This is a genomic window from Pantoea sp. PNA 14-12 (assembly GCF_004364735.1).
GTDB lineage: Bacteria > Pseudomonadota > Gammaproteobacteria > Enterobacterales > Enterobacteriaceae > Pantoea > Pantoea stewartii.
This window is the reverse complement of the sequence record NZ_SOAJ01000006.1, coordinates 171,991-194,847: the sequence shown is the minus strand read 5'-3', so window position 1 is coordinate 194,847 and position 22,857 is coordinate 171,991. Positions and strand designations below refer to the sequence as shown.

The window sequence follows — 22,857 nt, the reverse complement described above, 5'->3', positions numbered from 1 at the left end:
CCAGGTTTGGAATTAGGTAGAGGATTCAAGATGGCAGCTGGAAAGATTGTCCAGATTATCGGCGCCGTAGTTGACGTCGAATTCCCTCAGGATGCAGTACCGCAAGTGTACAGCGCTCTTGAGGTTAAGAATGGTGATGCTCGTCTGGTGCTGGAAGTTCAGCAGCAGCTGGGTGGTGGCGTAGTGCGTACTATCGCCATGGGTACTTCTGACGGCCTGAAGCGCGGTCTGGAAGTTGCCGACCTGAAAAAACCGATCCAGGTACCGGTTGGTAAAGCAACCCTCGGCCGTATCATGAACGTGCTGGGCGAGCCTATCGACATGAAAGGCGACCTGAAAGAAGAAGATGGCAGTGCAGTAGAGGTTTCCTCTATTCACCGCCCTGCGCCTTCTTATGAAGAGCAGTCTAACTCGCAGGAACTGCTGGAAACCGGCATCAAGGTTATCGACCTGATGTGTCCGTTCGCGAAGGGCGGTAAAGTCGGTCTGTTCGGTGGTGCGGGTGTGGGTAAAACCGTAAACATGATGGAGCTGATCCGTAACATTGCGGCTGAGCACTCAGGTTACTCGGTATTTGCCGGCGTAGGTGAGCGTACTCGTGAGGGTAACGACTTCTACCACGAAATGACTGACTCCAACGTTATCGACAAAGTTGCGCTGGTGTATGGCCAGATGAACGAGCCGCCGGGTAACCGTCTGCGCGTTGCACTGACCGGTCTGACCATGGCGGAGAAATTCCGTGATGAAGGCCGTGACGTTCTGCTGTTCATCGACAACATCTACCGTTATACCCTGGCCGGTACAGAAGTCTCTGCACTGCTGGGTCGTATGCCATCTGCGGTAGGTTATCAGCCAACGCTGGCAGAAGAGATGGGTGTGTTGCAGGAGCGTATTACCTCCACCAAAACCGGTTCAATCACCTCCGTACAGGCCGTTTACGTCCCTGCGGATGACCTGACTGACCCGTCACCGGCAACCACCTTTGCTCACTTAGACTCAACAGTCACCCTGAGCCGTCAGATCGCCTCTCTGGGTATCTACCCAGCCGTTGATCCGCTGGACTCAACCAGCCGTCAGCTGGATCCACTGGTTGTGGGTCAGGAGCACTACGATGTTGCACGTGGCGTACAGTCACTGCTGCAGCGTTATCAGGAACTGAAAGACATTATCGCCATCCTGGGTATGGACGAACTGTCTGAAGAAGACAAACTGCTGGTGGCACGTGCGCGTAAGATTCAGCGCTTCCTGTCTCAGCCGTTCTTCGTAGCAGAAGTGTTCACCGGTTCTCCAGGTAAATACGTGACGCTGAAAGACACCATCCGTGGCTTTAAAGGCATCATGGAAGGTGAATTTGACCACCTGCCAGAGCAGGCCTTCTACATGGTTGGTGCCATCGAAGAAGCGGTCGAAAAAGCGAAGAAACTGTAATAACGGTTTCCCAGGAGGAAAATTATGGCTATGACTTATCACCTGGATGTTGTCAGTGCAGAGAGCCAACTGTTCTCTGGTCTGGTACAGAAAATTCAGGTGTCAGGTAGCGAAGGTGAACTGGGGATTTTCCCTGGCCACGCCCCGCTGCTGACTGCCATTAAGCCTGGAATGATCCGTATCGTGAAACAGCACGGCGAAGAGGAGTTTATTTACCTCTCTGGCGGCGTGCTGGAAGTGCAGCCTGGCAGCACTACCGTTCTGGCCGATACCGCTATTCGCGGTACCGATCTGGACGAAGCGCGTGCCCTGGAAGCAAAACGTAAAGCAGAAGAGCATATGAACAGCAGCCACGGCGACGTGGACTATGCTCAGGCTTCTGCGGAACTGGCGAAAGCCATTGCCAAACTGCGCGTGATCGAGCTGACCAAAAAAGCGATGTAATCCGGCTTTATGCGTCACGAAATGCCAGCCCATTGGGCTGGCATTTTTTTTATCTGAAGCCCGGATAGCGGGATAATAGCTAATTTCGGAACGAGAAAAATGTAGTAATCTCAGTGCTAAATCGTTTAACGTTCCTCAGTCAAAAATCAGTCAGGATAGATATGTCTAACAGTGCGATGAGTGTGGTGATTCTTGCGGCTGGCAAGGGCACCCGTATGTATTCCGATCTGCCAAAAGTCTTGCATACGCTGGCAGGTAAACCGATGGTTCAGCACGTCATTGATGCCGCAAAAGGGCTGGGTGCGCAACAGGTTCATCTGGTTTACGGACACGGCGGTGACCAGCTCAAAGCCACGTTAACCGACAGTGCCGTTAACTGGGTGTTGCAGGCAGAACAACTCGGTACCGGGCATGCCATGCAGCAGGCAGCTCCGCACTTTGCAGACGACGAAGACATCATGATGCTTTATGGTGATGTTCCGCTGATTTCTGAAGAGACATTACAACGTCTGCGCGACGCGAAGCCGGAAGGCGGGATTGGACTGTTAACCGTCGTACTGGATAACCCTACGGGCTACGGCCGCATCGTGCGTGAAAATGGCACCATCGTCGGCATTATTGAGCAGAAAGATGCCAGCCCTGCGCAACTGGCCATTAATGAAATCAATACTGGCATCCTGATCGCTAACGGTGGTGATCTAAAACGCTGGCTGGCAAAACTTACCAATAATAATGCTCAGGGTGAATATTACATCACCGACATCATTGCCCTGGCGCATCAGGAAGGTCGGGTCATCAATGCGGTACACCCGGCACGCAATAGCGAAACTGATGGCGTAAATAACCGTCTGCAACTGGCAACTCTCGAGCGCACTTACCAGCAGGAGCAGGCAGAAAAACTGCTGCTTGCGGGCGTTATGCTACGCGATCCGGCACGCTTCGACCTGCGCGGCACGCTGCAGCATGGTCGGGACGTTGAGATCGACGTCAACGTCATTATTGAAGGCCAGGTAACGTTGGGCAACCGGGTCAAAATTGGTGCGGGCTGCGTCATTAAAAACAGCGTCATCAGCGATGATTGCGAGATTAGCCCCTATTCGGTGATCGAGGATGCGAATCTGGCCACTGACTGTACGGTCGGCCCGTTCGCGCGTTTACGTCCCGGCAGTGAACTGGCCCAGGCCGCCCACGTCGGCAATTTTGTTGAAATGAAAAAAGCCCGACTCGGGAAAGGCTCTAAAGCAGGTCACCTGTCTTATCTGGGTGATGCGGAGATCGGTGCCAATGTGAATATCGGTGCAGGGACGATTACCTGCAATTACGATGGCGCAAACAAATTCAAAACCGTTATTGGTGACAATGTATTTGTTGGCTCGGATACGCAGCTGGTCGCACCGGTGAGTGTGGCGGCAGGCGCAACGATTGCCGCCGGAACAACGGTGATGAAAGACATTTCCACTGCCGATCTGGTCTATAACCGTAAAGAGCAGAATCACAAAGCCGGCTGGCAGCGCCCGCAGAAGAAAAAATAATTTTTACGGCCCGGGCTAAACGGGCCGCTTGCAGTACCAAAACTATAATCCCCACTCTCTACAAGGCTCGGGGAACCGGCAATGCCGGACTATCAGGTCATATGACAACGCAATGGCAAACAGCCATGAAGTCAGGAAATAACTTATGTGTGGAATTGTTGGTGCAGTAGCACAACGTGATATCGCAGAAATTTTGTTAGAAGGTTTACGCCGCCTGGAATACCGCGGTTATGACTCAGCTGGTCTGGCCGTCGTCGATCAGCAAGGTCATGTTACCCGTCTGCGTCGCTTGGGCAAAGTTCAGATGCTGGCTGCCGCAGCGGAAGAACAACCTCTGAACGGCGGAACCGGTATCGCGCATACGCGCTGGGCAACCCATGGCGAACCCTCAGAGGCCAATGCGCATCCGCACGTTTCTGAGCACATCGTTATAGTGCACAACGGTATTATCGAAAACCATGAGCCGCTTCGTGAAGCGCTGATTGCGCAGGGTTACCATTTCAGCTCAGAAACCGATACCGAAGTGGTAGCGCATCTGGTTCATCTGGAGCAGAAAAAGGGCGGTTCGCTGCGTGAAGTCGTGCAGCGTGTGATTCCCCAACTACGCGGTGCCTATGGCATGGTGATCATGGACAGTCGCGATCCATCGTGTCTGGTGGCCGCCCGTTCAGGCAGCCCACTGGTGATCGGTCGTGGTGTGGGTGAAAACTTCATTGCTTCTGACCAGCTGGCACTGTTGCCGGTCACTCGCCGCTTTATTTATCTGGAAGAGGGCGATATCGCTGAAATCAGCCGTCGCGATGTTACGATCGTCGATCGTGCGGGTAATACCGTGCGCCGCGATGAGATCGAATCCAGCGTACAGTACGATGCCGGCGATAAAGGTATCTATCGCCATTACATGCAAAAAGAGATCTATGAGCAGCCAAATGCGATTAAAAACACCTTAACGGGGCGTTTTAATCACGGTGCAGTCGATCTCAGCGAACTGGGGCCAAATGCAGAAGCGCTGCTCAGCAAGGTTGAGCACATCCAGATCATCGCCTGTGGCACTTCTTACAACTCTGGCATGGTCTCGCGTTACTGGTTCGAGGCGCTGGCAAACCTCCCTTGTGATGTCGAGATTGCGTCCGAATTCCGCTACCGTAAATCGGCGGTACGTAAAAACAGCCTGCTGATTACCCTGTCTCAGTCGGGGGAAACGGCGGATACGCTGGCCGCGCTGCGCCTGTCGAAAGAGCTGGGGTACCTGGGATCGCTGGCTATCTGTAACGTCGCGGGTTCGTCGCTGGTACGTGAATCCGATCTGGCGCTGATGACCAAAGCGGGTACGGAGATTGGTGTAGCCTCTACAAAGGCCTTTACCACTCAACTGACCGTACTGCTGATGCTGGTGGCAAAACTCGGTCGCCTGAACGGCATGTCCGCAGAAAAAGAGCACGAAATTGTGCATGGTCTGCAGGCTCTGCCAAGCCGCATTGAGCAAATGCTGGCGCAGGACAAGCTGATTGAAAACCTGGCCGAAGATTTCTCTGATAAGCACCATGCCCTGTTCCTTGGTCGTGGCGATCAGTACCCTATCGCGATGGAAGGGGCGCTCAAGCTGAAGGAGATCTCGTATATTCATGCGGAAGCCTATGCGGCAGGGGAACTCAAGCACGGTCCGCTGGCGTTGATCGATGCCGATATGCCGGTCATTGTGGTGGCACCGAACAATGAACTGTTAGAGAAGCTGAAATCGAATATCGAAGAAGTACGCGCGCGTGGCGGTCTGCTGTACGTGTTTGCCGATCAGGATGCCGGTTTCAGTGACAGCGAAGGAATGAAAATCATTCCTCTGCCGCACGTCGAAGAGGCCATTGCGCCTATCTTCTATACCGTGCCGCTCCAGCTGCTCTCCTATCATGTGGCCCTGATCAAAGGCACCGATGTGGATCAGCCGCGTAACCTGGCGAAATCGGTAACGGTCGAGTAATGCATCTTATGCGTGAATCCCCGACGGGATTCACGCGTTTCATTTATTTGATCTTGCTACTGCATTGCTCCAGTGCACGCTGTTGATCGCTGATTTTGCGGTTAGCCTCATCGAGTGAACGCTGCAGGTTATTGATCGTATCCTCATTGTTGCTTAGCTTTTGGCGAGTTGACTGAGGATATTTGCCTGATTTTATAGCGTTTTTGTTAAGTCTTTAATCTTATCTTTCATTGCAATAACACCTTCAACATCGACGGATGATTGTTTAACGGCGCCGTAATAACCCAATATAGCCAGAGCGCCTCTGTTATTAGCTGCGGTATAAAATTTATCTAAATGAATCGTGGGTGTCGTATCATCCGCCTTTAAGCCTGCCAGCGTACAGAGCAGGACGACATTGCACACCAGAAGCTTCTTCATAAATCTCATCGAACATGTCCTTTTCGAGAGGAGTCTTATGAAATGAGCAATAATTGTGCCTGTCATATAACTGTAATATTAACTACATTTTTCTGTCACTAAACTGTCCTATTTTCCCTCCTGCAGCAATCACTGACTCTTACTAAAAAGGCACTTAGCCTGACTTTTCTCCCCTGGAGGGAACATGACACTGATGCGTAGCACCGTAGCCCGAATCCTCGCCGCCTCTCTTGCCGTTAGTGCGGTTTCTGCATTTGCAGCCACCGATCTGACCGGTGCTGGCGGTACATTCCCGGCGCCGGTTTATGCCAAGTGGGCAGCAGAGTATCAGCAAGCCACCGGTAGCAAAATCAACTATCAGGGCATTGGTTCATCTGGCGGTGTAAAACAAATTATCGCCAAAACCGTTGATTTCGGTGCCTCCGATGCGCCTATGAAAGACGAAGATCTGCAGAAATATGGTCTGTTCCAGTTCCCTACCGTAATCGGTGGCGTGGTGCTGGCGGTTAACCTGCCAGGCATCAAATCTGGTCAGCTGACGCTGGACGGTAAAACCGTTGGCGACATCTATCTGGGTAACATCAAAAAGTGGAACGATCCTGCGATTGTTAAACTGAACCCAGGCGTGAAACTGCCCGATACCAACATCAACGTGGTGCGTCGCGCGGATGGCTCAGGTACCTCTTTCGTTTTCACCAGCTACCTGGCGAAAGTGAACGAAGAGTGGAACAGCAAAATTGGTAAAGGCAACACCGTTAACTGGCCAACCGGTCTGGGCGGTAAAGGTAACGATGGCGTAGCAGCGTTTGTACAGCGTCTGCCAGGTTCTATTGGTTACGTTGAGTACGCGTATGCCAAACAGAATAACCTGACCTATACCAAACTGATGGATGCGGACGGCAAAGCGGTTGCGCCAAGCGAAACCAGCTTCTCTAATGCCGCGAAAGGCGCAGACTGGAGCAAATCGTTTGCTCAGGATCTGACCTTCCAGAAAGGCAATGATGCATGGCCGATCACCTCAACCACCTTTATCCTGATTTACAAAGATCAGACTAATGCGGCGAAAGGTGCCGAAGTCCTGAAGTTCTTTGACTGGGCCTACAAAGATGGCGGTAAAACGGCCAATGCGCTGGATTATGCCACCCTGCCGGAGAGCGTGGTTCAGCAGATCCGTGCTGCCTGGAAAGCCAATATCAAAGACAGTTCTGGTAAAGCGCTTTATAAGTAAGTGAATGACCCTGACCAGCCTGCGTGCTGGTCAGCCTTCAAGGGCGGCGTCTGCCGCCCTGATAACTTCTGAGGACGAAGACTTCTATGGCTGCAACGAAGTCGGCATTCAAAGCCCCAGGTAAGCAAGGTGACCGAATTTTTGGCGCGCTGGTAAAACTCTCTGCGCTGATTGTTCTGTTGCTTATGGGCGGCATTATCGTCTCCCTGATCTTCTCTTCCTGGCCAAGCATACAGAAATTTGGTTTCGCGTTTTTGTGGACCAAAACCTGGGACGCCCCTAACGAACAATTCGGTGCACTGGTGCCGATTTACGGCACACTTGTCACCTCAATCATTGCGTTGATTATTGCGGTACCGGTCAGTTTCGGTATTGCTCTTTTTCTGACCGAACTCTCACCAGGCTGGTTACGACGTCCACTGGGAACCGCAATTGAGCTGCTCGCTGCGATTCCGAGTATTGTTTATGGTATGTGGGGCTTATTTATTTTTGCTCCGCTGTTCGCAGAATATTTCCAGACGCCCGTTGGTGATGTCCTCTCGGGCATTCCGATTATTGGCGCTCTGTTCTCCGGTCCGGCGTTTGGTATCGGTATTCTGGCCGCAGGTGTGATTCTGGCCATCATGATCATTCCCTATATTGCTTCAGTCATGCGCGACGTGTTTGAGCAGACGCCGGTGATGATGAAAGAGTCAGCCTATGGGATTGGCTGCACCACGTGGGAAGTGATCTGGCGCATCGTGTTGCCGTTTACTAAAAACGGCGTCATCGGCGGCATCATGCTGGGCCTGGGACGTGCGCTGGGCGAAACCATGGCGGTCACCTTTATTATCGGTAACACCTACCAGCTCGACAGTGCCTCACTGTTTATGCCAGGCAACAGTATCACCTCGGCACTGGCGAATGAGTTTGCTGAAGCCGAATCGGGTGTGCACGTAGCGGCACTGATGGAACTGGGCCTGATTCTGTTTGTTATCACCTTTATTGTGCTGGCGATTTCCAAGTTAATGATTATGCGTCTGGCAAAAAGTGAAGGAGCGCGATCATGACAACAATGGAAGTACAGGCTCGGGCCGAACTGGAAGCGTCACGTCGCAAAATGCAGTCGTGGCGTAGCACCAAGAACAAAATCGCCTTAACGCTGTCCTTGCTGACGATGGCATTTGGCTTATTCTGGCTGGTCTGGATTTTGTTTACCACCGTGAGCCGCGGCATTGACGGGCTTTCATGGTCGCTGTTTACCGAGTCCACACCGCCGCCAAACACGGCGGGAGGCGGATTAGCCAATGCGCTGGTAGGTAGCGGTTTACTGATTTTATGGTCGACATTCATTGGCACGCCACTGGGCATTCTGGCGGGTGTGTATCTGGCAGAATATGGTCGTAAGTCTTTACTGGCGGAAGTGATTCGTTTCATTAACGACATCCTGCTGTCTGCCCCATCGATTGTTGTGGGCCTGTTTGTCTACACCATTGTCGTGGCGCAGATGCACCACTTCTCAGGCTGGGCAGGTGTGATAGCGCTGGCGTTGTTACAGATTCCAATAGTGATTCGCACGACGGAAAACATGTTACGACTGGTACCTGACAGCATGCGCGAAGCAGCCTATGCGCTGGGTACGCCGAAATGGAAGATGATTTCCGCCATTACGCTGAAAGCGTCCGTATCCGGGATTATTACGGGTGTGCTGCTGGCGGTAGCGCGCATCGCGGGCGAAACCGCGCCGCTGCTGTTTACTGCGCTGTCGAACCAGTTCTGGAGCACCGACATGATGCAGCCGCTGGCAAACCTGCCGGTCACCATCTTTAAATTTGCGATGAGTCCGTTCGCCGAGTGGCAAAGTCTGGCCTGGGCGGGCGTACTGATTATTACCCTCTGTGTGTTGCTGTTAAATATCGTAGCACGCGTGGTATTCGCCAAGGGTAAACACGGTTAACGACTGACACGGCCCTGTGCGGTGTCGTATAAGAGAGAAAAGCAATGAGTACTGCGACTGCATCAGCGGGTAAGATTCAGGTCCGTAATCTGAATTTTTACTACGGCAAGTTTCACGCTCTGAAGAACATCAACCTGGATATTGCGAAGAATCAGGTGACGGCCTTTATCGGCCCTTCAGGCTGTGGTAAATCCACTTTGCTGCGAACCTTCAATAAAATGTATTCGCTCTATCCCGAGCAGCGCGCGGAAGGGGATATTCTGCTGGACGGCGACAACATTCTGGCGTCCAACCAGGATATCGCTCTGCTGCGCGCCCGGGTTGGCATGGTGTTCCAGAAGCCGACGCCTTTCCCGATGTCGATTTATGACAATATCGCCTTTGGCGTGCGCTTGTTTGAAAAGCTGTCTCGTGCCGATATGGACGAGCGTGTGCAGTGGGCGCTTACCAAGGCGGCCCTGTGGACTGAAACCAAAGACAAGCTGCATCAGAGTGGCTACAGTCTGTCAGGCGGCCAGCAGCAGCGTCTGTGTATTGCGCGCGGTATCGCCATTCGTCCGGAAGTCCTGCTGCTGGATGAGCCCTGTTCAGCGCTGGATCCCATTTCTACCGGCCGTATCGAAGAACTCATTACTGAACTGAAGCAGGATTACACCGTCGTGATCGTGACACACAACATGCAGCAGGCGGCACGTTGTTCCGACCACACGGCGTTTATGTATCTGGGCGAACTGATTGAGTTCAGCGACACCGACACGCTGTTCACCAAGCCGGCACAGAAACAAACGGAAGACTACATTACAGGTCGCTACGGCTGATTAGACAGGAGATCGCCATGGACAGTTTAAATCTGAATAAACACATCTCCGGTCAGTTTAACGCTGAGCTGGAGCACATCCGAACGCAGGTGATGATCATGGGCGGCATGGTTGAGCAGCAGCTGACCGATGCCATTACCGCCATGCATAATCTGGACGGCGAACTGGCCCAGCGCGTCATTGATGGCGACCAGAAGGTCAACATGATGGAAGTGGAGATTGATGAAGCCTGTGTGCGCATCATCGCCAAACGTCAGCCGACCGCTATCGATTTACGTCTGGTCATGGCGATTATCAAAACCATCTCCGAACTGGAACGCATCGGCGATGTTGCCGAGAAAATCAGCCGCACTGCGCTGGAGAAGTTTGGCCAGCAACATCTGCCGCTGCTGGTCAGCCTGGAGTCGCTGGGCCGTCATACTGTGCAGATGCTGCATGATGTGCTGGATGCCTTTGCGCGCATGGATCTTAACGAAGCCGTGCAGATCTACCGTGAAGACAAGAAAGTGGATAAAGAGTACGAAGGCATTGTGCGTCAGCTGATGACCTACATGATGGAAGATCCGCGGACGATTCCCAGCGTTCTGACGGCGCTGTTTTGCGCCCGCGCCATCGAACGTATCGGTGACCGCTGCCAGAATATCTGCGAAATCATTTTCTACTTCGTGAAAGGTCAGGATTTCCGTCACGTGGGCGGCGACAGGCTGGACGCGCTGTTATCCGGTGACGACGACGGTAGCAACAAGCCGTCTTGATCTCGCGCAACCGTGCGCCATAAGGCGCACGGCTCCGGCTATTCTGCATAGACCCCATCCTCTTAGCTCTTTATACTTGCGCCAGTTTTTTAACCAACGGGTGCGCACTCATGTCCTCTTCTTCCCCTGTTAAGCAGAGCATTACGCCTGCGAAAGCGATGCTGGCTGCCGTCAGCGGTTATGCCATGGACGGATTCGATCTGCTGATTCTCGGGTTTATGCTGCCCGCTATCAGCCTGTCGCTGGCACTGGATCCGTCACAGGCTGGTTCACTGGTGACCTGGACGCTGATCGGCGCGGTCATCGGCGGCATTGTGTTTGGCCACCTCAGCGATCGCTATGGGCGCATTCGTGTGTTAACCATCACGATACTGATGTTCTCTGTCTTTACCGGATTGTGTGCAGTGGCGCAGGGTTACTGGGATCTGCTGGCGTACCGTACGCTGGCGGGCATGGGACTGGGCGGTGAGTTTGGCATCGGCATGGCGCTGATTGCAGAAGCCTGGCCGGCAGAAAAGCGCAACCGCGCCTCGGCCTGGGTCGGCATCGGCTGGCAACTCGGCGTACTGCTGGCGGCATTTATCACCCCGCCTTTACTGAGTGTGATTGGCTGGCGCGGCATGTTCCTGGTGGGATTACTGCCCGCGCTGGTGTCATTTGTTATTCGCCGCAGCATGGGCGAACCCGAGAGCTTCACCCGTCAAATTAAACATGTTCCCTCGCTGTCCTTTCCCGCCCGACTGAAACTGCTGTTTAAAGACCGTGCCACCAGCAAAGCCAGCCTGGGGATCTTTATTCTCTGTTCCGTTCAGAACTTCGGTTATTACGGCCTGATGATCTGGATGCCCAGTTACCTGTCCTCTAACTTCGGTTTCAGTCTGACCAAATCCGGCGTCTGGACGGCGGTAACCGTGGTGGGCATGACCTTTGGCATCTGGCTGTTTGGCGTGCTGGCCGATCGCTTTGCGCGCTGGAAAATCTTCCTGCTTTACCAGTTCGGTGCGGTCGTGATGGTTGTGGTTTATGCGCAACTGCGCGATCCGACCGTGATGTTGTTTACCGGTGCGCTGATGGGCCTGTTCGTCAACGGTATGATTGGCGGCTATGGCGCATTGATCTCAGATACCTTTCCGCCGCAGGTTCGTGCGACCGCGCAGAACGTATTGTTTAATCTGGGGCGCGGCGTCGGTGGATTGGGACCGTTGGTGATCGGGCTACTGGCGGGTAAATTCTCCTTCGTGGCTGCTATCACGCTACTGGCCCTGATCTACCTGCTGGATATTGCAGCAACGCTGTTCCTGCTGCCGAAAAAGCAAAGCCAGGACGATGCGCTGGGGGCGATTGGTTAAGTAACCCGGCTGATGTCACTTAACCGGCTTTATAATGAAGCCGGTTTAAGTTGGCTGGGGATGCCCGGATCGTTTGCTGAACTGAATTCGTCCATTGCGCATGGTTACACTGGCTGTTTGCGTATTCATTCCAGGCCGATGTTGGTGGAAAGACGCAATGCGGAACTTCGCCGCGCGAAAACAGGCAATGATTTCATCGTATTCATCAGGGTTCGCACCATGCTGGCCAGTTTACTCGATTACTACAAAAGTCTTCCTTTGACAGAAGAAGCCTTAAGGTTTCAGTTGGAAAAATGGCTTAGCATGCAACGCTCATGGTGTTGCGATATGTCATTTGCCACACAGTTTCCGTGGAAGGAAACGGGACTCCCTGCGCATTATTTTCTTCAGCGTCAGGTCGATGTGGATGGCGGGCATTACCTGACGGGCCCACGTTACATGGCAGGCGATCTGGCCCGTCCTTTTGTCGATATCGTGGCATTTGATGCCCCCATTACTTCGCATGTCATAACGAAAATTTGCAGGGAATGGTCAGAAATTAAGCCTCAGCGTGTTCGCATTCTCGTGCCTGGCGACATTCCTGTATGCGGAGAAACGGATCAACTCATCTATGCCTCAGCCCTCACCAGCAAGGGAAACGAGGCTGAAGAACATCATTTGACACTAATTCGCGCTGACGCAAGAAGTTTGAGCTGGTGCATGCAAGGGTTGACTGACGCTTATCAACGGGCATGGGAAGCCATGCCTGCTTTGAAAGAAAGTTTACTGCCGACGAATGAAAGGACACTGATGGAAAAAATTTCTGATGGCAGTGTTTTTATTCTTTATGAAGAAGCACAACGTGTCGGGTTTATTGTTTGTGAGGAAGGTACGGTAGGGTTTCTTCAGGCATTCCAGATAACTGAGGAAGTGATATTGCCTGAATATCAAGGGCGATCGCTGGCATCCCTTGCTCAGCAGGTTTTAAGAAAACAGCTGTGTCTTTCGGGTAAACGAAATTCCCTGTTAGCGGGCACGATTGTTCCGGGGAATCGTCCCTCAATCCGCGTAGCCGAAAAAGCAGGCCGTCGATGCGTGCTCAGATATGAATTTCTTCCAGCAGGACAGCCTTGATCGGCGACGATGAAAACCCTGCGCAGCCAGAGGGCAACACCGTTGCCCTCTGGCTGAATTACAGATTCATCAGCGGCAGCAACTGCTGATACAACCGACTGAACGTCTCACGTCTCGGCTGATAATGTGCATGACGAGCCGGATCTGGCTCATGGCGCTGCACCTGCTTCAGGGCCGGAATGGTCAGATTGTTATCTATTGCCATCTGCGCCAGTCGGGCGGCACCCAGCGCTGGGCCGACATCGCCACCTTCGCAGTAGTCCAGTGTTTGTCCGCTGATATCTGCCAGCATCTGCCGCCAGTAGCGACTTCGTGCTCCACCGCCAATCAGCATGATGCTTTCGGGTGTTACGCCGCAGTCGTGAACCACATCCATGCCATCCGCCAGCGCAAAACCGACGCCTTCCAGCACGGCGCGCGCCAGCTCGGGTCGCCCATGCTGGTGGGTAAACCCAAAGAAGCTGCCGCAGGCATGCGGATTATTATGCGGTGTGCGTTCACCGGAAAGATAAGGCAAAAAACACAAGGGGGGCGCATCGTCTTTTGCACGTTCCGCTTCGGCTAACAGGTGCGGGACATCATCGCAGCCCGTCAGTGACGCTGCCCAGTCCAGGCAGGAAGCGGCGCTCAGCATTACCGACATCAGGTGCCAGCGCTGCGGCAGCGCATGACAAAAGCTGTGTACCGCCTGCTCGGGATTGCTGAGATAGCCTTCGCTGACCACGAAGTACACGCCGGAGGTACCGAGTGACAACATCCCTTGCCCCGGCGCGACCATGCCGACGCCGACCGCGCCTGCCGCGTTATCGCCACCGCCCGCCACGATCGGCACCTGCGGCAGCGACCAGCGCTGCGCGATCGCGGCTGATAAAGTACCGGTAATCTGGTTGCCTTCGAACAGGGCTGGCATCTGGCTGTGATCCAGCCCGCAGGCCGCGAGCATCTGCTCACTCCAGTCACGCTTTTCCACATCCAGCCACATGGTTCCGGCTGCATCAGACATGTCGCTGGCAAACTCGCCGCTCAGGCGCCAGCGCAGGTAATCTTTAGGCAGCAGCACCCTGGCAATCCGGGCAAAAATGTCTGGTTCGTGCTGTTGCACCCATAATAGTTTGGGCGCGGTAAAGCCTGGCATCATCAGGTTACCGGTGATGCGCCGTGAGTCAGGTACCCGCTGCTCCAGTTCACGGCACTGATCGCCGCTGCGTCCGTCGTTCCAGAGAATGGCGGGACGCAGCACCCGATGCTGCGCGTCCAGCAAGGTCGCGCCGTGCATCTGTCCTGTCAGGCCCACAGCTTTCACCGTGCTCAGGTCGTGCCGTTGTGCCAGTGCCTGCATTGCCTTATCCGTGGCCTGCCACCAGCTTTCGGGATCTTGCTCGCTCCATAACGGATGCGGGCGGGAAACCGTTAGTGGGGCCGTTTCCACCGCCGCCACCTGCCCTTGCACATCCAGCAACACGACTTTTACGCCGGATGTGCCGATATCGATCCCGATTACCATGTCGCGCTCCTTACGGATTAGAAGTCATAGAGGTAATGATTCACCAGGTTTTCCAGTTGCTCCTGGCGACCGCTGCGATGTTGCGGATTGAACTGCTGCTGGTGCGCATGGGCCGCGAGCGTTTCCAGTGAAAACTCACCTTTCAAAATCTGCTGACCAAACTCCCCGTTCCAGCCGCTGTAGCGCTGTGCCACGCGCTGATCAAGCTCACCGTCAGACAGCATACGCGCCGCCACTTTCAACGCCAGCGCCATCGTGTCCATGGCACCGATGTGTCCATAGAACAGATCGTACTTGTCGGTGCTCTGCCGACGTACTTTGGCATCAAAGTTTAAGCCGCCTGTGGTAAAGCCGCCTGCTTTGATAATTTCATACATCACCAGCGCGTTCTCTTCCACGCTGACCGGGAACTGATCGGTGTCCCAGCCGCACTGGGCATCACCCCTATTGGCATCGACCGAACCAAATACACCCAGCGCAATCGCCGTCGCTATTTCGTGATGGAATGAGTGACCCGCCAGCGTGGCATGGTTGGCTTCCACGTTTACCTTAATCTCTTTTTCCAGGCCAAACTGCTTCAGGAAGCCATAAACCGTCGCGACGTCATAATCGTACTGATGTTTGGTCGGCTCTTGCGGTTTGGGTTCAATCAGGAGCGTGCCCTGGAAGCCGATTTTGTGCTTATGTTCAACGACCATCTGCATAAAGCGGCCAATCTGCTCGCGCTCCTGGCGCAGGTCGGTATTTAACAGCGTTTCATAGCCTTCGCGTCCGCCCCACAGTACGTAGTTTTCGCCCCCCAGCGTTTGGGTCGCTTTCATTGCACTGCACACCTGACTGGCGGCCCAGGAAAATACTTCCGGATCCGGATTGGTGGCGGCACCCGCACCGTAACGCGGATGCGTAAAGCAGTTAGCGGTGCCCCAGAGCAGTTTTAAGCCCGTTTCCTGCTGTTTCGCCTGCAACGTATCGGTCATTACCGCCAGGTTTTCGCGATAGCTTTTTAAGGAGTCACCTTCAGGTGAGACGTCCACATCGTGGAAGCAGTAGTAAGGCACGTTCAGCTTGTGGAAAAACTCAAAGGCAACGTCCGCTTTCAGTTTGGCCAGCGCCAGCGCATCGCCCGCTTTTTGCCATGGACGATCAAAAGCGCCGACACCAAACATGTCCGCGCCATTCCAGCAGAAGGTGTGCCAGTAACAGGCGGCGAAGCGCAGATGCTCAGCCATGGTTTTCCCCAGGATGACTTCGTCAGGGTTGTAGTGGCGGAAGGCCAGAGGATTACTGGTTTTTGCGCCTTCGTAGCGAACGCGATCAAGCTGGTCAAAATAAGCGTGCATGGTTTGCTCCTTAACAGTGGTCCCGAATGGGTTACCCAGAAGCCATATTGTGCGTATCCGCTTTCTGACCACTCAATTACGATATTTCACACAGGCAGTAAGAGAATTATTTATTGTGCGCTTGCTCGCAAAAAAATATGACGATGAGATGACCTCATGCTGTGCAGTTTGCGGTAACGGCGAGTCTGAAAATGTTAAAATTTGGATCGCGCTCAAAAATTCAGAAATAAACCAAAAAACGTAATAGCCGGATAAAAATCAGTAATTGCTGGCAGGTAAAAATAAGGTGAACAATTCATCCGCCTGGTTCATAGCCTTACAACGACAATAACCGTTCCCTACAGGATGACCATGATGAAAATGAAACCCGCATTACTCGCTGCGCTAGCGGCGCTTACGCTGTTCAGTCAGGCCAGTCTGGCAAAAGAAGTCAAAATCGGCATGGCCATTGACGATTTACGTCTGGAACGCTGGCAAAAAGACCGCGATATCTTCGTTAAACAGGCGGAAGCAAAGGGCGCGAAAGTCTTCGTGCAGTCTGCCAATGGCAACGAAGAAACGCAAATGTCGCAAATCGAAAATATGATCAACCGCGGCGTGGATGTGCTGGTTATTATTCCCTACAACGGTCAGGTATTAAGTAACGTCGTGGCAGAAGCGAAACGCGAAGGCATTAAAGTTCTGGCCTATGATCGCATGATTAATAATGCCGATATCGATTTCTATATTTCGTTTGATAATGAAAAAGTCGGCGAAATGCAGGCCGAAAGCCTGGTGAAAAAAGTGCCCAAAGGCAATTACTTCCTGATGGGCGGATCGCCTGTCGATAATAACGCCCGCCTGTTCCGCGAAGGGCAGATGAAGGTGTTAAAACCCTCTATTGATAATGGCAGCATAAAAGTTGTCGGTGATCAGTGGGTTGATGCCTGGCTGCCGGAAAATGCACTGAAAATCATGGAAAACGCCCTGACCGCCAATAAAAACCACATCGATGCCGTTGTAGCCTCAAACGATGCTACCGCGGGGGGAGCGATCCAGGCGCTCAGCGCGCAGGGGCTGGCCGGTAAGGTCGCCATCTCCGGGCAGGATGCCGATCTGGCCGCCATCAAACGTATCATGAATGGCACGCAAACCATGACGGTGTACAAACCGATTAAAGAACTGGCGACTGAAGCAGCTAATGTCGCCGTCGAGCTGGGCAACGGTCAGACGCCAGCCAGCAATGCCAAACTCAACAACGGCCTGAAAGACGTGCCGTCGCGCCTGCTGACGCCCATCGAGGTCAACAAAGACAATATCGACAGTACCGTGGTGAAAGACGGTTTCCACAAGAAGAGTGAACTCTGATCGCCATCCTGCGAAGGAGAAGACCGATGTTGCTGGAAATGAAAAATATCACCAAGCGTTTCGGCGCGGTGAAGGCGCTGGACAACGTCAGCCTGCAACTGGATGCCGGTGAAGTGCTGTCGTTGTGTGGTGAAAACGGCTCTGGCAAATCGACCCTGATGAAAATCCTGTGCGGACTGTATCCGCACGGGGAGTTTGAGGGGCAGATTCAGTTTTCCGGGGACCCGATCCAGGCACAGACTATTCGCGATACCGAACGCAAAGGGATTGTCATTATCCATCAGGAGCTGGCGCTGGTACGGCAACTGACCGTGATGGAGAACATCTTCCTGGGCGCAGAGCTGGGGCGCTTTGGCATGGTGGACGATGAAACCATGACGCTGCGCTGCCAGCAGTTGCTGGAACGGGTCAAACTTAACGTCTCGCCCGACACGCGCGTGGGTGAGCTGGGCCTGGGGCAGCAGCAGCTGGTGGAGATTGCGCGGGCGCTCAACAAACAGGTGCGGCTGCTTATCCTCGATGAGCCGACGTCCTCGCTGACCGAGCAGGAAACCACGGTACTGCTCAGTATTATCCACAACCTGCGCGAGCACGGTATCGCCTGTATTTATATCTCGCACAAACTGAACGAGGTGCGGGCGATTTCGGACACCATCTGCGTGATTCGCGATGGTCAGCATATTGCCACTCGTCCGGCGGCGGGCCTGAGTGAGGACGATATCATCACCATGATGGTCGGACGTGAACTCACGGCGCTCTATCCACATTCACCTCACGAGATTGGCGACACGGTGCTGCAGGTCAGCAACCTGACGGCCTGGCACCCGGTCAACCGCCACATCAAGCGCGTGAATAACCTGTCCTTTACCCTGCGTAAGGGAGAGATCCTTGGTATCGCCGGATTAGTCGGTGCTGGCCGAACGGAAACCGTTCAGTGTCTGTTTGGCGTCTGGCCTGGTCGCTGGCAGGGTGAGATCCGGATTAACGGCAACAAAGTGACTATCCGCGACTGTCAGGAGGCGATCGCGCACGGCATTGCCATGGTACCGGAGGATCGCAAAAAAGATGGCATTGTGCCGCTGATGGGCGTGGGCAAAAACATCACTCTGGCGGCGCTGGATCAGTTCAGCCAGCGCCTGTCCACAATTGACGAAGCCAGCGAGCTGCACGCCATTAATGCCGCTATCGCCCGCCTGCGGGTCAAAACCTCGTCACCTGAACTGCCGATTGGCCGCCTCAGCGGCGGCAACCAGCAAAAAGCGATTCTGGCGAAATGCCTGCTGCTCAATCCAAAAATTCTGATTCTGGATGAGCCCACGCGCGGTATTGATGTGGGTGCGCGGCAGGAAATTTATGTGCTTATCAATGCGCTGGTACAGCAGGGCATCTCCGTCATTGTGATCTCGTCTGAGTTGCCCGAAGTGCTGGGCCTCAGCGACCGCATTCTGGTGATGCATGAAGGGCAAATCAAAGCCGATCTGATTAACGACAATCTGACTCAGGAGCAGGTGATGGAAGCCGCTCTGCGGAGTGAACATTATGCTTAACAGCGAAACCAAGCCCGCCGTATCGACGCCGGCCAACAAGCCCGTCTCCAGCAAGCTCGGCCTACGTAATTTGCAGGTGCTGGTCATGCTGGGGGCGATTGTGTTGATTGCCCTGTTTTTTACCTGGACTACTGACGGTGCCTGGCTCAGCCCGCGCAACGTCTCTAACCTGCTGCGCCAGACGGCGATAACCGGCATCCTGGCGGTGGGCATGGTGTTTGTCATTATCTCCGCTGAGATCGACCTCTCAGTTGGCTCTATGATGGGGCTGCTGGGCGGCGCGGCGGCGATCTTTGACGTCTGGCTGGGCTGGCCGCTGCCACTGACCATTGTGGTCACGCTGGTGCTTGGCCTGCTGCTGGGCACCTGGAATGGCTGGTGGGTGGCCTACCGCAAGGTGCCTTCGTTTATCGTAACGCTGGCCGGTATGCTGGCGTTTCGCGGCATCCTGGTCGGTATCACCGACGGAACTACCGTTGCCCCGACCAGTCCGGCGATGTCCCAGATTGGGCAAAGCTATTTGCCAGGCGGCTTCGGTTTTGGTTTTGGCTTTATCGGCCTGGCACTGTTTATTCTGTGGCAGTGGCGCTTACGGCTGCGTCGTCAGCAGTTGGGGCTGGCTCAACCGGCGGCAACCGGCACCGTGGCACGCCAGGCGATCACCGCCGTGCTGGTGCTGGGGGCGATCTGGCTGCTGAATGATTACCGTGGCGTACCTACTCCGGTACTGCTGCTGGCATTGCTGCTGCTGGCGGGAATGTTTATGGCCACCCGCACGGCTTTTGGCCGCCGCATTTACGCCATCGGCGGCAATATTGATGCCGCCCGGCTTTCCGGTATCAATGTGGCGCGCACCAAGCTGGCGGTGTTTGCCATCAATGGCCTGATGGTGGCGATCGCGGGGCTGATCCTCAGCTCACGTCTGGGCGCGGGATCGCCTTCTGCCGGGAACATCGCCGAACTGGATGCGATTGCAGCCTGTGTTATCGGCGGCACCAGCCTGGCTGGCGGCGTCGGATCCGTCGCCGGGGCGGTGATGGGCGCGTTTATCATGGCCTCGCTGGATAACGGCATGAGCATGATGGATGTGCCGACCTTCTGGCAGTATATCGTTAAAGGGGCGATTTTGCTGCTGGCGGTCTGGATGGACACCGCAACGCGCCGCCGTATGTAATCGTGTGAACGATCACACTGTGGCGCAAACCATTTCTGTGATGCATCCAGCTGTGCTATGCAATTCGCTGGGAGTTAACGGGACGCTGCCACTATGCATGAGAAACGATACCGCATTACCCTGCTGTTTAACGCCAACAAGGTTTACGATCGTCAGGTGGTTGAAGGCGTTGGCGAGTATTTACAGGCTTCACAGACAAACTGGGATATTTTCATTGAGGAGGATTTCCGCTGCCGCATTGACAATATCCATGAGTGGCTGGGCGACGGCGTGATTGCGGATTATGACGACAGCGCCATTCAGCGTTCGCTGGCAGACGTGGCGGTGCCGGTCGTCGGTGTGGGTGGCTCCTATCATCGTGAAGAGGATTACCCGCCGGTACACTACATTGCCACCGACAACAGCGCGCTGGTGGAAAGTGCCTTCCTGCACCTGAAAGCGCGCGGTATCAACCGTTTTGCATTTTACGGTTTGCCGGCTTCCAGTGGTAAACGCTGGGCACAGGAACGCGAACTGGCGTTTCGCCAACGCGTCATGCGTGAGCGCTATATGGGCGTAGTTTATCAGGGCATGGAAACCGCCTCTGAGAACTGGCAGCACGCGCAAAACCGCCTGGCCGACTGGCTGCAAACCCTTCCCCCGCATACCGGCATTATTGCTGTCACTGATGCGCGTGCGCGTCATCTGCTGCAGGCCTGCGAGCACCTGAAGATTCCGGTGCCTGAGAAGCTGTGCGTAATTGGCATCGACAACGAAGAACTGACCCGTTATCTCTCTCGCGTCGCGCTTTCCTCGGTAGTTCAGGGTTCACGACAGATGGGTTATCAGGCCGCTAAGCTGTTACACCGCCTGCTGGATAAGCAGGTTCTGCCGCTCCAGCGCATTCTGGTACCGCCAGTGAAAGTGATTGCCCGCCGCTCAACCGATTTCCGCTCGCTGCACGATCCTGCAGTGATTCAGGCGATGCATTTTATCCGTTTTAACGCCTGTAAGGGCATTAAGGTGGAGCAGGTACTGGATGCCATTGGCCTGTCGCGTTCTAACCTGGAGAAGCGTTTCCGTGACGAAACCGGCGATACGATTCACGCCATGATCCATCGCGAAAAGCTGGAAAAGGCAAAGGAACTGCTGGCGGGCTCGTCACTCAGTATCAATGAGATCTCGCAGATGTGTGGTTATCCCTCATTGCAGTATTTCTATTCGGTGTTCAAGAAGAGCTATGCGACGACACCGAAAGAGTACAGGCAGGAAAATGGAGAAGTGGCGTAAGAAGGCGACGTTGGCATTTCTGTGAGTGCATGAATGAACCGACGACCTGTCGCCATCATCTATAAGGAAGCTGGTCCGAATGGCCTGGGCTGGCTTTCCACTTATATTTTCTCTGAAAGACAAGACGAGAATGTCAGAATGAATATATTCAACTGAGTAACACCGTAAGGCATATTAAAGTAGCTATAAAAGAGTTAATTTTTTGATTTATATAATGAATTATTCAAAATTTTCTGAGGTTATGTTCTGTTAAACAGTGTGGCAGAGCTTGCTGTCACTCTGTTTAACAATCACCATGATCCATGGTCACCCTTTTTTTGAGGGACTGTGTAGTTCAGTGCTTTTCTGACAGACTGTCGAAAATATACTTCTTTATATTATGGTTTTCTTTGAGAAAGGGCTGGGCCGCTGCCTCGCTTAAGTAGGAATCGCAAAATTCCACAGCCATTCGTAATACCCTGGTTGAATGCGCCTGCGCTGTCATCGTTATTATGGTCATCAGCCACGATTTTACAGACTCCATCGCATTAAGATAGCTTCTGAGGGAGACAGCTGCTTTACTGATTGAGCAGGCTCCAACAAGCCGTCAGTCGCTGTTTTCGTATCCGCGATGTGTAGCGTCGTCATGGCATTACAGCGGCGAGTTATCTGGCCCATTGACTAAAAGGAACGTCAATGCTTAACGTTCGTAATGCCCTGCCGGATGATTACGCAGCCTGGCTGGGGCTCTGGAAAGATTACCTGCTGTTTTATGGTCATCACCTGGATGAGAGCGTCACGCTATCTACCTGGCAGAGAATCCATTCACCTGACTCCGCGCTCATATGTCGACTCGCCGAACACAACGGCAGCGTGATCGGTTTCGCGATATGCGTGATACACGAAGGGACCTGGGTCATCCAGCCCGTATGCTATCTGGAAGATCTTTTTGTTAAGGAAAACAAGCGCGGCGTAGGTGCGGGAAAAGCCCTAATCGTGGCAGTCTGCGATGAAGCCCGTGAACTGGGTTGGGCGAAAGTATATTGGGTGACAAATGAAAACAATCCTGCCCGCAGATTGTACGATAAGCTGGCACAGGTGGATGATATTGTCCGTTATAACATCAGGCTCTGAGCATCAATCCGCTGGGCTACAGGCCTGAAATCACGATGGGCACTGTCTCCAGAATCACCTTCAGCCTTTAAAAGGATGCAAGATGGCTAATCGGGAACATCATTACCATATTCACATTCGCTGGACCGGTAACCGTGGCAGCGGTACAGATTCCTACACCGCGTACGATCGCAATGGTGAGCTTGCCGCTGAGGGGAAAGCGACCATCGCACTGAGTGCCGATCCGGCCTTTCGGGGCGATGCCACGCGCTGGAATCCCGAAGAACTGTTGCTGGCCTCGGCGTCCGCCTGCCATAAATTATGGTATCTGCATCTGTGCGCTGATGCCGGTATCATCGTCGAGGCTTATGAGGATGCGGCGGAGGGCACAATGGTCGAGGGTGAGCGGGGGCATTTCACGCAAATCACGCTGAAGCCGTTGGTCACATTGCGCGATCCGGCGGACGCTGCGCGCGCAGAAGCGCTGCACCACGATGCTCACGATGCGTGTTTTATCGCCAATTCGCTGAATTTTCCGGTGAGTTTTGTGCCGCGGTTTGTTTGAAACTGCAATCATATATAGCAG

The 22,857-nt window shown here is 53.8% G+C and carries 20 protein-coding genes; 17 read left to right on the top strand and 3 right to left on the bottom strand.

The window, feature by feature from the left end; genetic code table 11:
* Positions 1-30 precede the first annotated feature (30 nt).
* From atpD to glmS, 4 genes are all read left to right on the top strand, one after another.
* On the top strand, positions 31-1,428 hold the full coding sequence (gene atpD / locus C7434_RS19420; RefSeq protein WP_006121202.1) for a F0F1 ATP synthase subunit beta: 1,398 nt from the start codon (positions 31-33) through the stop codon (positions 1,426-1,428).
* A 24-nt stretch (positions 1,429-1,452) separates the two neighbouring features.
* Complete coding sequence (locus tag C7434_RS19415) at positions 1,453-1,872, top strand: F0F1 ATP synthase subunit epsilon (protein ID WP_013023936.1); 420 nt, start codon at positions 1,453-1,455, stop codon at positions 1,870-1,872.
* 161 nt (positions 1,873-2,033) lie between these two features.
* Positions 2,034-3,404 carry a bifunctional UDP-N-acetylglucosamine diphosphorylase/glucosamine-1-phosphate N-acetyltransferase GlmU gene (glmU, locus tag C7434_RS19410; RefSeq protein ID WP_006121204.1) on the top strand — a complete coding sequence of 457 codons (1,371 nt, stop codon included), beginning with the start codon at positions 2,034-2,036 and terminating at the stop codon, positions 3,402-3,404.
* Between the two features lie 145 nt (positions 3,405-3,549).
* A complete protein-coding gene (glmS, locus tag C7434_RS19405) occupies positions 3,550-5,379 on the top strand; it encodes a glutamine--fructose-6-phosphate transaminase (isomerizing) (RefSeq protein WP_033737230.1) in 1,830 nt (609 codons plus the stop codon).
* Positions 5,380-5,571: 192 nt separating this feature from the next.
* Here glmS and C7434_RS22270 read toward each other — a convergent pair whose 3' ends face one another.
* On the bottom strand, positions 5,572-5,799 hold the full coding sequence (locus C7434_RS22270) for a hypothetical protein (protein WP_226374602.1): 228 nt from the start codon (positions 5,797-5,799) through the stop codon (positions 5,572-5,574).
* Between the two features lie 184 nt (positions 5,800-5,983).
* On the opposite strand from C7434_RS22270, the gene pstS reads away from it, so the two are divergent.
* From pstS to C7434_RS19365, 7 genes are all read left to right on the top strand, one after another.
* Positions 5,984-7,027, top strand: coding sequence for a phosphate ABC transporter substrate-binding protein PstS (gene pstS, locus C7434_RS19395; protein ID WP_006121207.1), 1,044 nt, complete (start codon positions 5,984-5,986; stop codon positions 7,025-7,027).
* Positions 7,028-7,113: 86 nt separating this feature from the next.
* Entirely contained in the window at positions 7,114-8,076 is a 963-nt protein-coding gene (pstC, locus tag C7434_RS19390) for a phosphate ABC transporter permease PstC (protein WP_006121208.1), read from the top strand.
* Positions 8,073-8,963 carry a phosphate ABC transporter permease PstA gene (gene pstA / locus C7434_RS19385; protein ID WP_033737233.1) on the top strand — a complete coding sequence of 297 codons (891 nt, stop codon included), beginning with the start codon at positions 8,073-8,075 and terminating at the stop codon, positions 8,961-8,963. Before pstC ends, pstA begins: the two co-directional genes overlap by 4 nt.
* A gap of 44 nt (positions 8,964-9,007) precedes the next feature.
* Positions 9,008-9,781, top strand: coding sequence for a phosphate ABC transporter ATP-binding protein PstB (pstB, locus tag C7434_RS19380; RefSeq protein ID WP_033737235.1), 774 nt, complete (start codon positions 9,008-9,010; stop codon positions 9,779-9,781).
* Between the two features lie 17 nt (positions 9,782-9,798).
* Positions 9,799-10,536, top strand: a complete 738-nt coding sequence (gene phoU / locus C7434_RS19375; protein ID WP_006121211.1) for a phosphate signaling complex protein PhoU — start codon at positions 9,799-9,801, stop codon at positions 10,534-10,536.
* Positions 10,537-10,646: 110 nt separating this feature from the next.
* A complete protein-coding gene (locus C7434_RS19370) occupies positions 10,647-11,885 on the top strand; it encodes an MFS transporter (RefSeq protein ID WP_033737237.1) in 1,239 nt (412 codons plus the stop codon).
* 12 nt (positions 11,886-11,897) lie between these two features.
* Entirely contained in the window at positions 11,898-12,998 is a 1,101-nt protein-coding gene (locus C7434_RS19365; RefSeq protein ID WP_052133176.1) for a GNAT family N-acetyltransferase, read from the top strand.
* Between the two features lie 58 nt (positions 12,999-13,056).
* Here C7434_RS19365 and xylB read toward each other — a convergent pair whose 3' ends face one another.
* Positions 13,057-14,502 carry a xylulokinase gene (gene xylB / locus C7434_RS19360; RefSeq protein ID WP_133745823.1) on the bottom strand — a complete coding sequence of 482 codons (1,446 nt, stop codon included), beginning with the start codon at positions 14,500-14,502 and terminating at the stop codon, positions 13,057-13,059.
* 17 nt (positions 14,503-14,519) lie between these two features.
* Positions 14,520-15,842 carry a xylose isomerase gene (xylA, locus tag C7434_RS19355; RefSeq protein ID WP_033737241.1) on the bottom strand — a complete coding sequence of 441 codons (1,323 nt, stop codon included), beginning with the start codon at positions 15,840-15,842 and terminating at the stop codon, positions 14,520-14,522.
* Between the two features lie 354 nt (positions 15,843-16,196).
* On the opposite strand from xylA, the gene xylF reads away from it, so the two are divergent.
* From xylF to C7434_RS19325, 6 genes are all read left to right on the top strand, one after another.
* Complete coding sequence (gene xylF, locus C7434_RS19350) at positions 16,197-17,189, top strand: D-xylose ABC transporter substrate-binding protein (RefSeq protein WP_039339152.1); 993 nt, start codon at positions 16,197-16,199, stop codon at positions 17,187-17,189.
* A 26-nt stretch (positions 17,190-17,215) separates the two neighbouring features.
* Entirely contained in the window at positions 17,216-18,736 is a 1,521-nt protein-coding gene (locus C7434_RS19345) for a xylose ABC transporter ATP-binding protein (RefSeq protein ID WP_006121215.1), read from the top strand.
* Positions 18,726-19,910, top strand: a complete 1,185-nt coding sequence (gene xylH / locus C7434_RS19340) for a xylose ABC transporter permease XylH (protein ID WP_174250622.1) — start codon at positions 18,726-18,728, stop codon at positions 19,908-19,910. The genes C7434_RS19345 and xylH overlap by 11 nt, the downstream gene beginning before the upstream one ends.
* Positions 19,911-20,003: 93 nt before the next feature.
* Complete coding sequence (gene xylR / locus C7434_RS19335; RefSeq protein ID WP_033737245.1) at positions 20,004-21,179, top strand: D-xylose utilization transcriptional activator XylR; 1,176 nt, start codon at positions 20,004-20,006, stop codon at positions 21,177-21,179.
* A 675-nt stretch (positions 21,180-21,854) separates the two neighbouring features.
* On the top strand, positions 21,855-22,292 hold the full coding sequence (locus tag C7434_RS19330; RefSeq protein WP_133745822.1) for a GNAT family N-acetyltransferase: 438 nt from the start codon (positions 21,855-21,857) through the stop codon (positions 22,290-22,292).
* 82 nt (positions 22,293-22,374) lie between these two features.
* Positions 22,375-22,836 carry an OsmC family protein gene (locus C7434_RS19325; protein WP_033737250.1) on the top strand — a complete coding sequence of 154 codons (462 nt, stop codon included), beginning with the start codon at positions 22,375-22,377 and terminating at the stop codon, positions 22,834-22,836.
* Positions 22,837-22,857: the final 21 nt, after the last annotated feature.

Excerpts from the sequence above, each read along its gene's own strand:
- atpD (WP_006121202.1), top strand. The coding sequence starts at position 31 with ATGGCAGCTGGAAAGATTGTCCAGATTATCGGCGCCGTAGTTGACGTC.
- C7434_RS19415 (WP_013023936.1), top strand. The coding sequence starts at position 1,453 with ATGGCTATGACTTATCACCTGGATGTTGTCAGTGCAGAGAGCCAACTG.
- glmU (WP_006121204.1), top strand. The coding sequence starts at position 2,034 with ATGTCTAACAGTGCGATGAGTGTGGTGATTCTTGCGGCTGGCAAGGGC.
- glmS (WP_033737230.1), top strand. The coding sequence starts at position 3,550 with ATGTGTGGAATTGTTGGTGCAGTAGCACAACGTGATATCGCAGAAATT.
- C7434_RS22270 (WP_226374602.1), bottom strand. The coding sequence starts at position 5,799 with ATGAAGAAGCTTCTGGTGTGCAATGTCGTCCTGCTCTGTACGCTGGCA.
- pstS (WP_006121207.1), top strand. The coding sequence starts at position 5,984 with ATGACACTGATGCGTAGCACCGTAGCCCGAATCCTCGCCGCCTCTCTT.
- pstC (WP_006121208.1), top strand. The coding sequence starts at position 7,114 with ATGGCTGCAACGAAGTCGGCATTCAAAGCCCCAGGTAAGCAAGGTGAC.
- pstA (WP_033737233.1), top strand. The coding sequence starts at position 8,073 with ATGACAACAATGGAAGTACAGGCTCGGGCCGAACTGGAAGCGTCACGT.
- pstB (WP_033737235.1), top strand. The coding sequence starts at position 9,008 with ATGAGTACTGCGACTGCATCAGCGGGTAAGATTCAGGTCCGTAATCTG.
- phoU (WP_006121211.1), top strand. The coding sequence starts at position 9,799 with ATGGACAGTTTAAATCTGAATAAACACATCTCCGGTCAGTTTAACGCT.
- C7434_RS19370 (WP_033737237.1), top strand. The coding sequence starts at position 10,647 with ATGTCCTCTTCTTCCCCTGTTAAGCAGAGCATTACGCCTGCGAAAGCG.
- C7434_RS19365 (WP_052133176.1), top strand. The coding sequence starts at position 11,898 with ATGTCACTTAACCGGCTTTATAATGAAGCCGGTTTAAGTTGGCTGGGG.
- xylB (WP_133745823.1), bottom strand. The coding sequence starts at position 14,502 with ATGGTAATCGGGATCGATATCGGCACATCCGGCGTAAAAGTCGTGTTG.
- xylA (WP_033737241.1), bottom strand. The coding sequence starts at position 15,842 with ATGCACGCTTATTTTGACCAGCTTGATCGCGTTCGCTACGAAGGCGCA.
- xylF (WP_039339152.1), top strand. The coding sequence starts at position 16,197 with ATGAAAATGAAACCCGCATTACTCGCTGCGCTAGCGGCGCTTACGCTG.
- C7434_RS19345 (WP_006121215.1), top strand. The coding sequence starts at position 17,216 with ATGTTGCTGGAAATGAAAAATATCACCAAGCGTTTCGGCGCGGTGAAG.
- xylR (WP_033737245.1), top strand. The coding sequence starts at position 20,004 with ATGCATGAGAAACGATACCGCATTACCCTGCTGTTTAACGCCAACAAG.
- C7434_RS19330 (WP_133745822.1), top strand. The coding sequence starts at position 21,855 with ATGCTTAACGTTCGTAATGCCCTGCCGGATGATTACGCAGCCTGGCTG.
- C7434_RS19325 (WP_033737250.1), top strand. The coding sequence starts at position 22,375 with ATGGCTAATCGGGAACATCATTACCATATTCACATTCGCTGGACCGGT.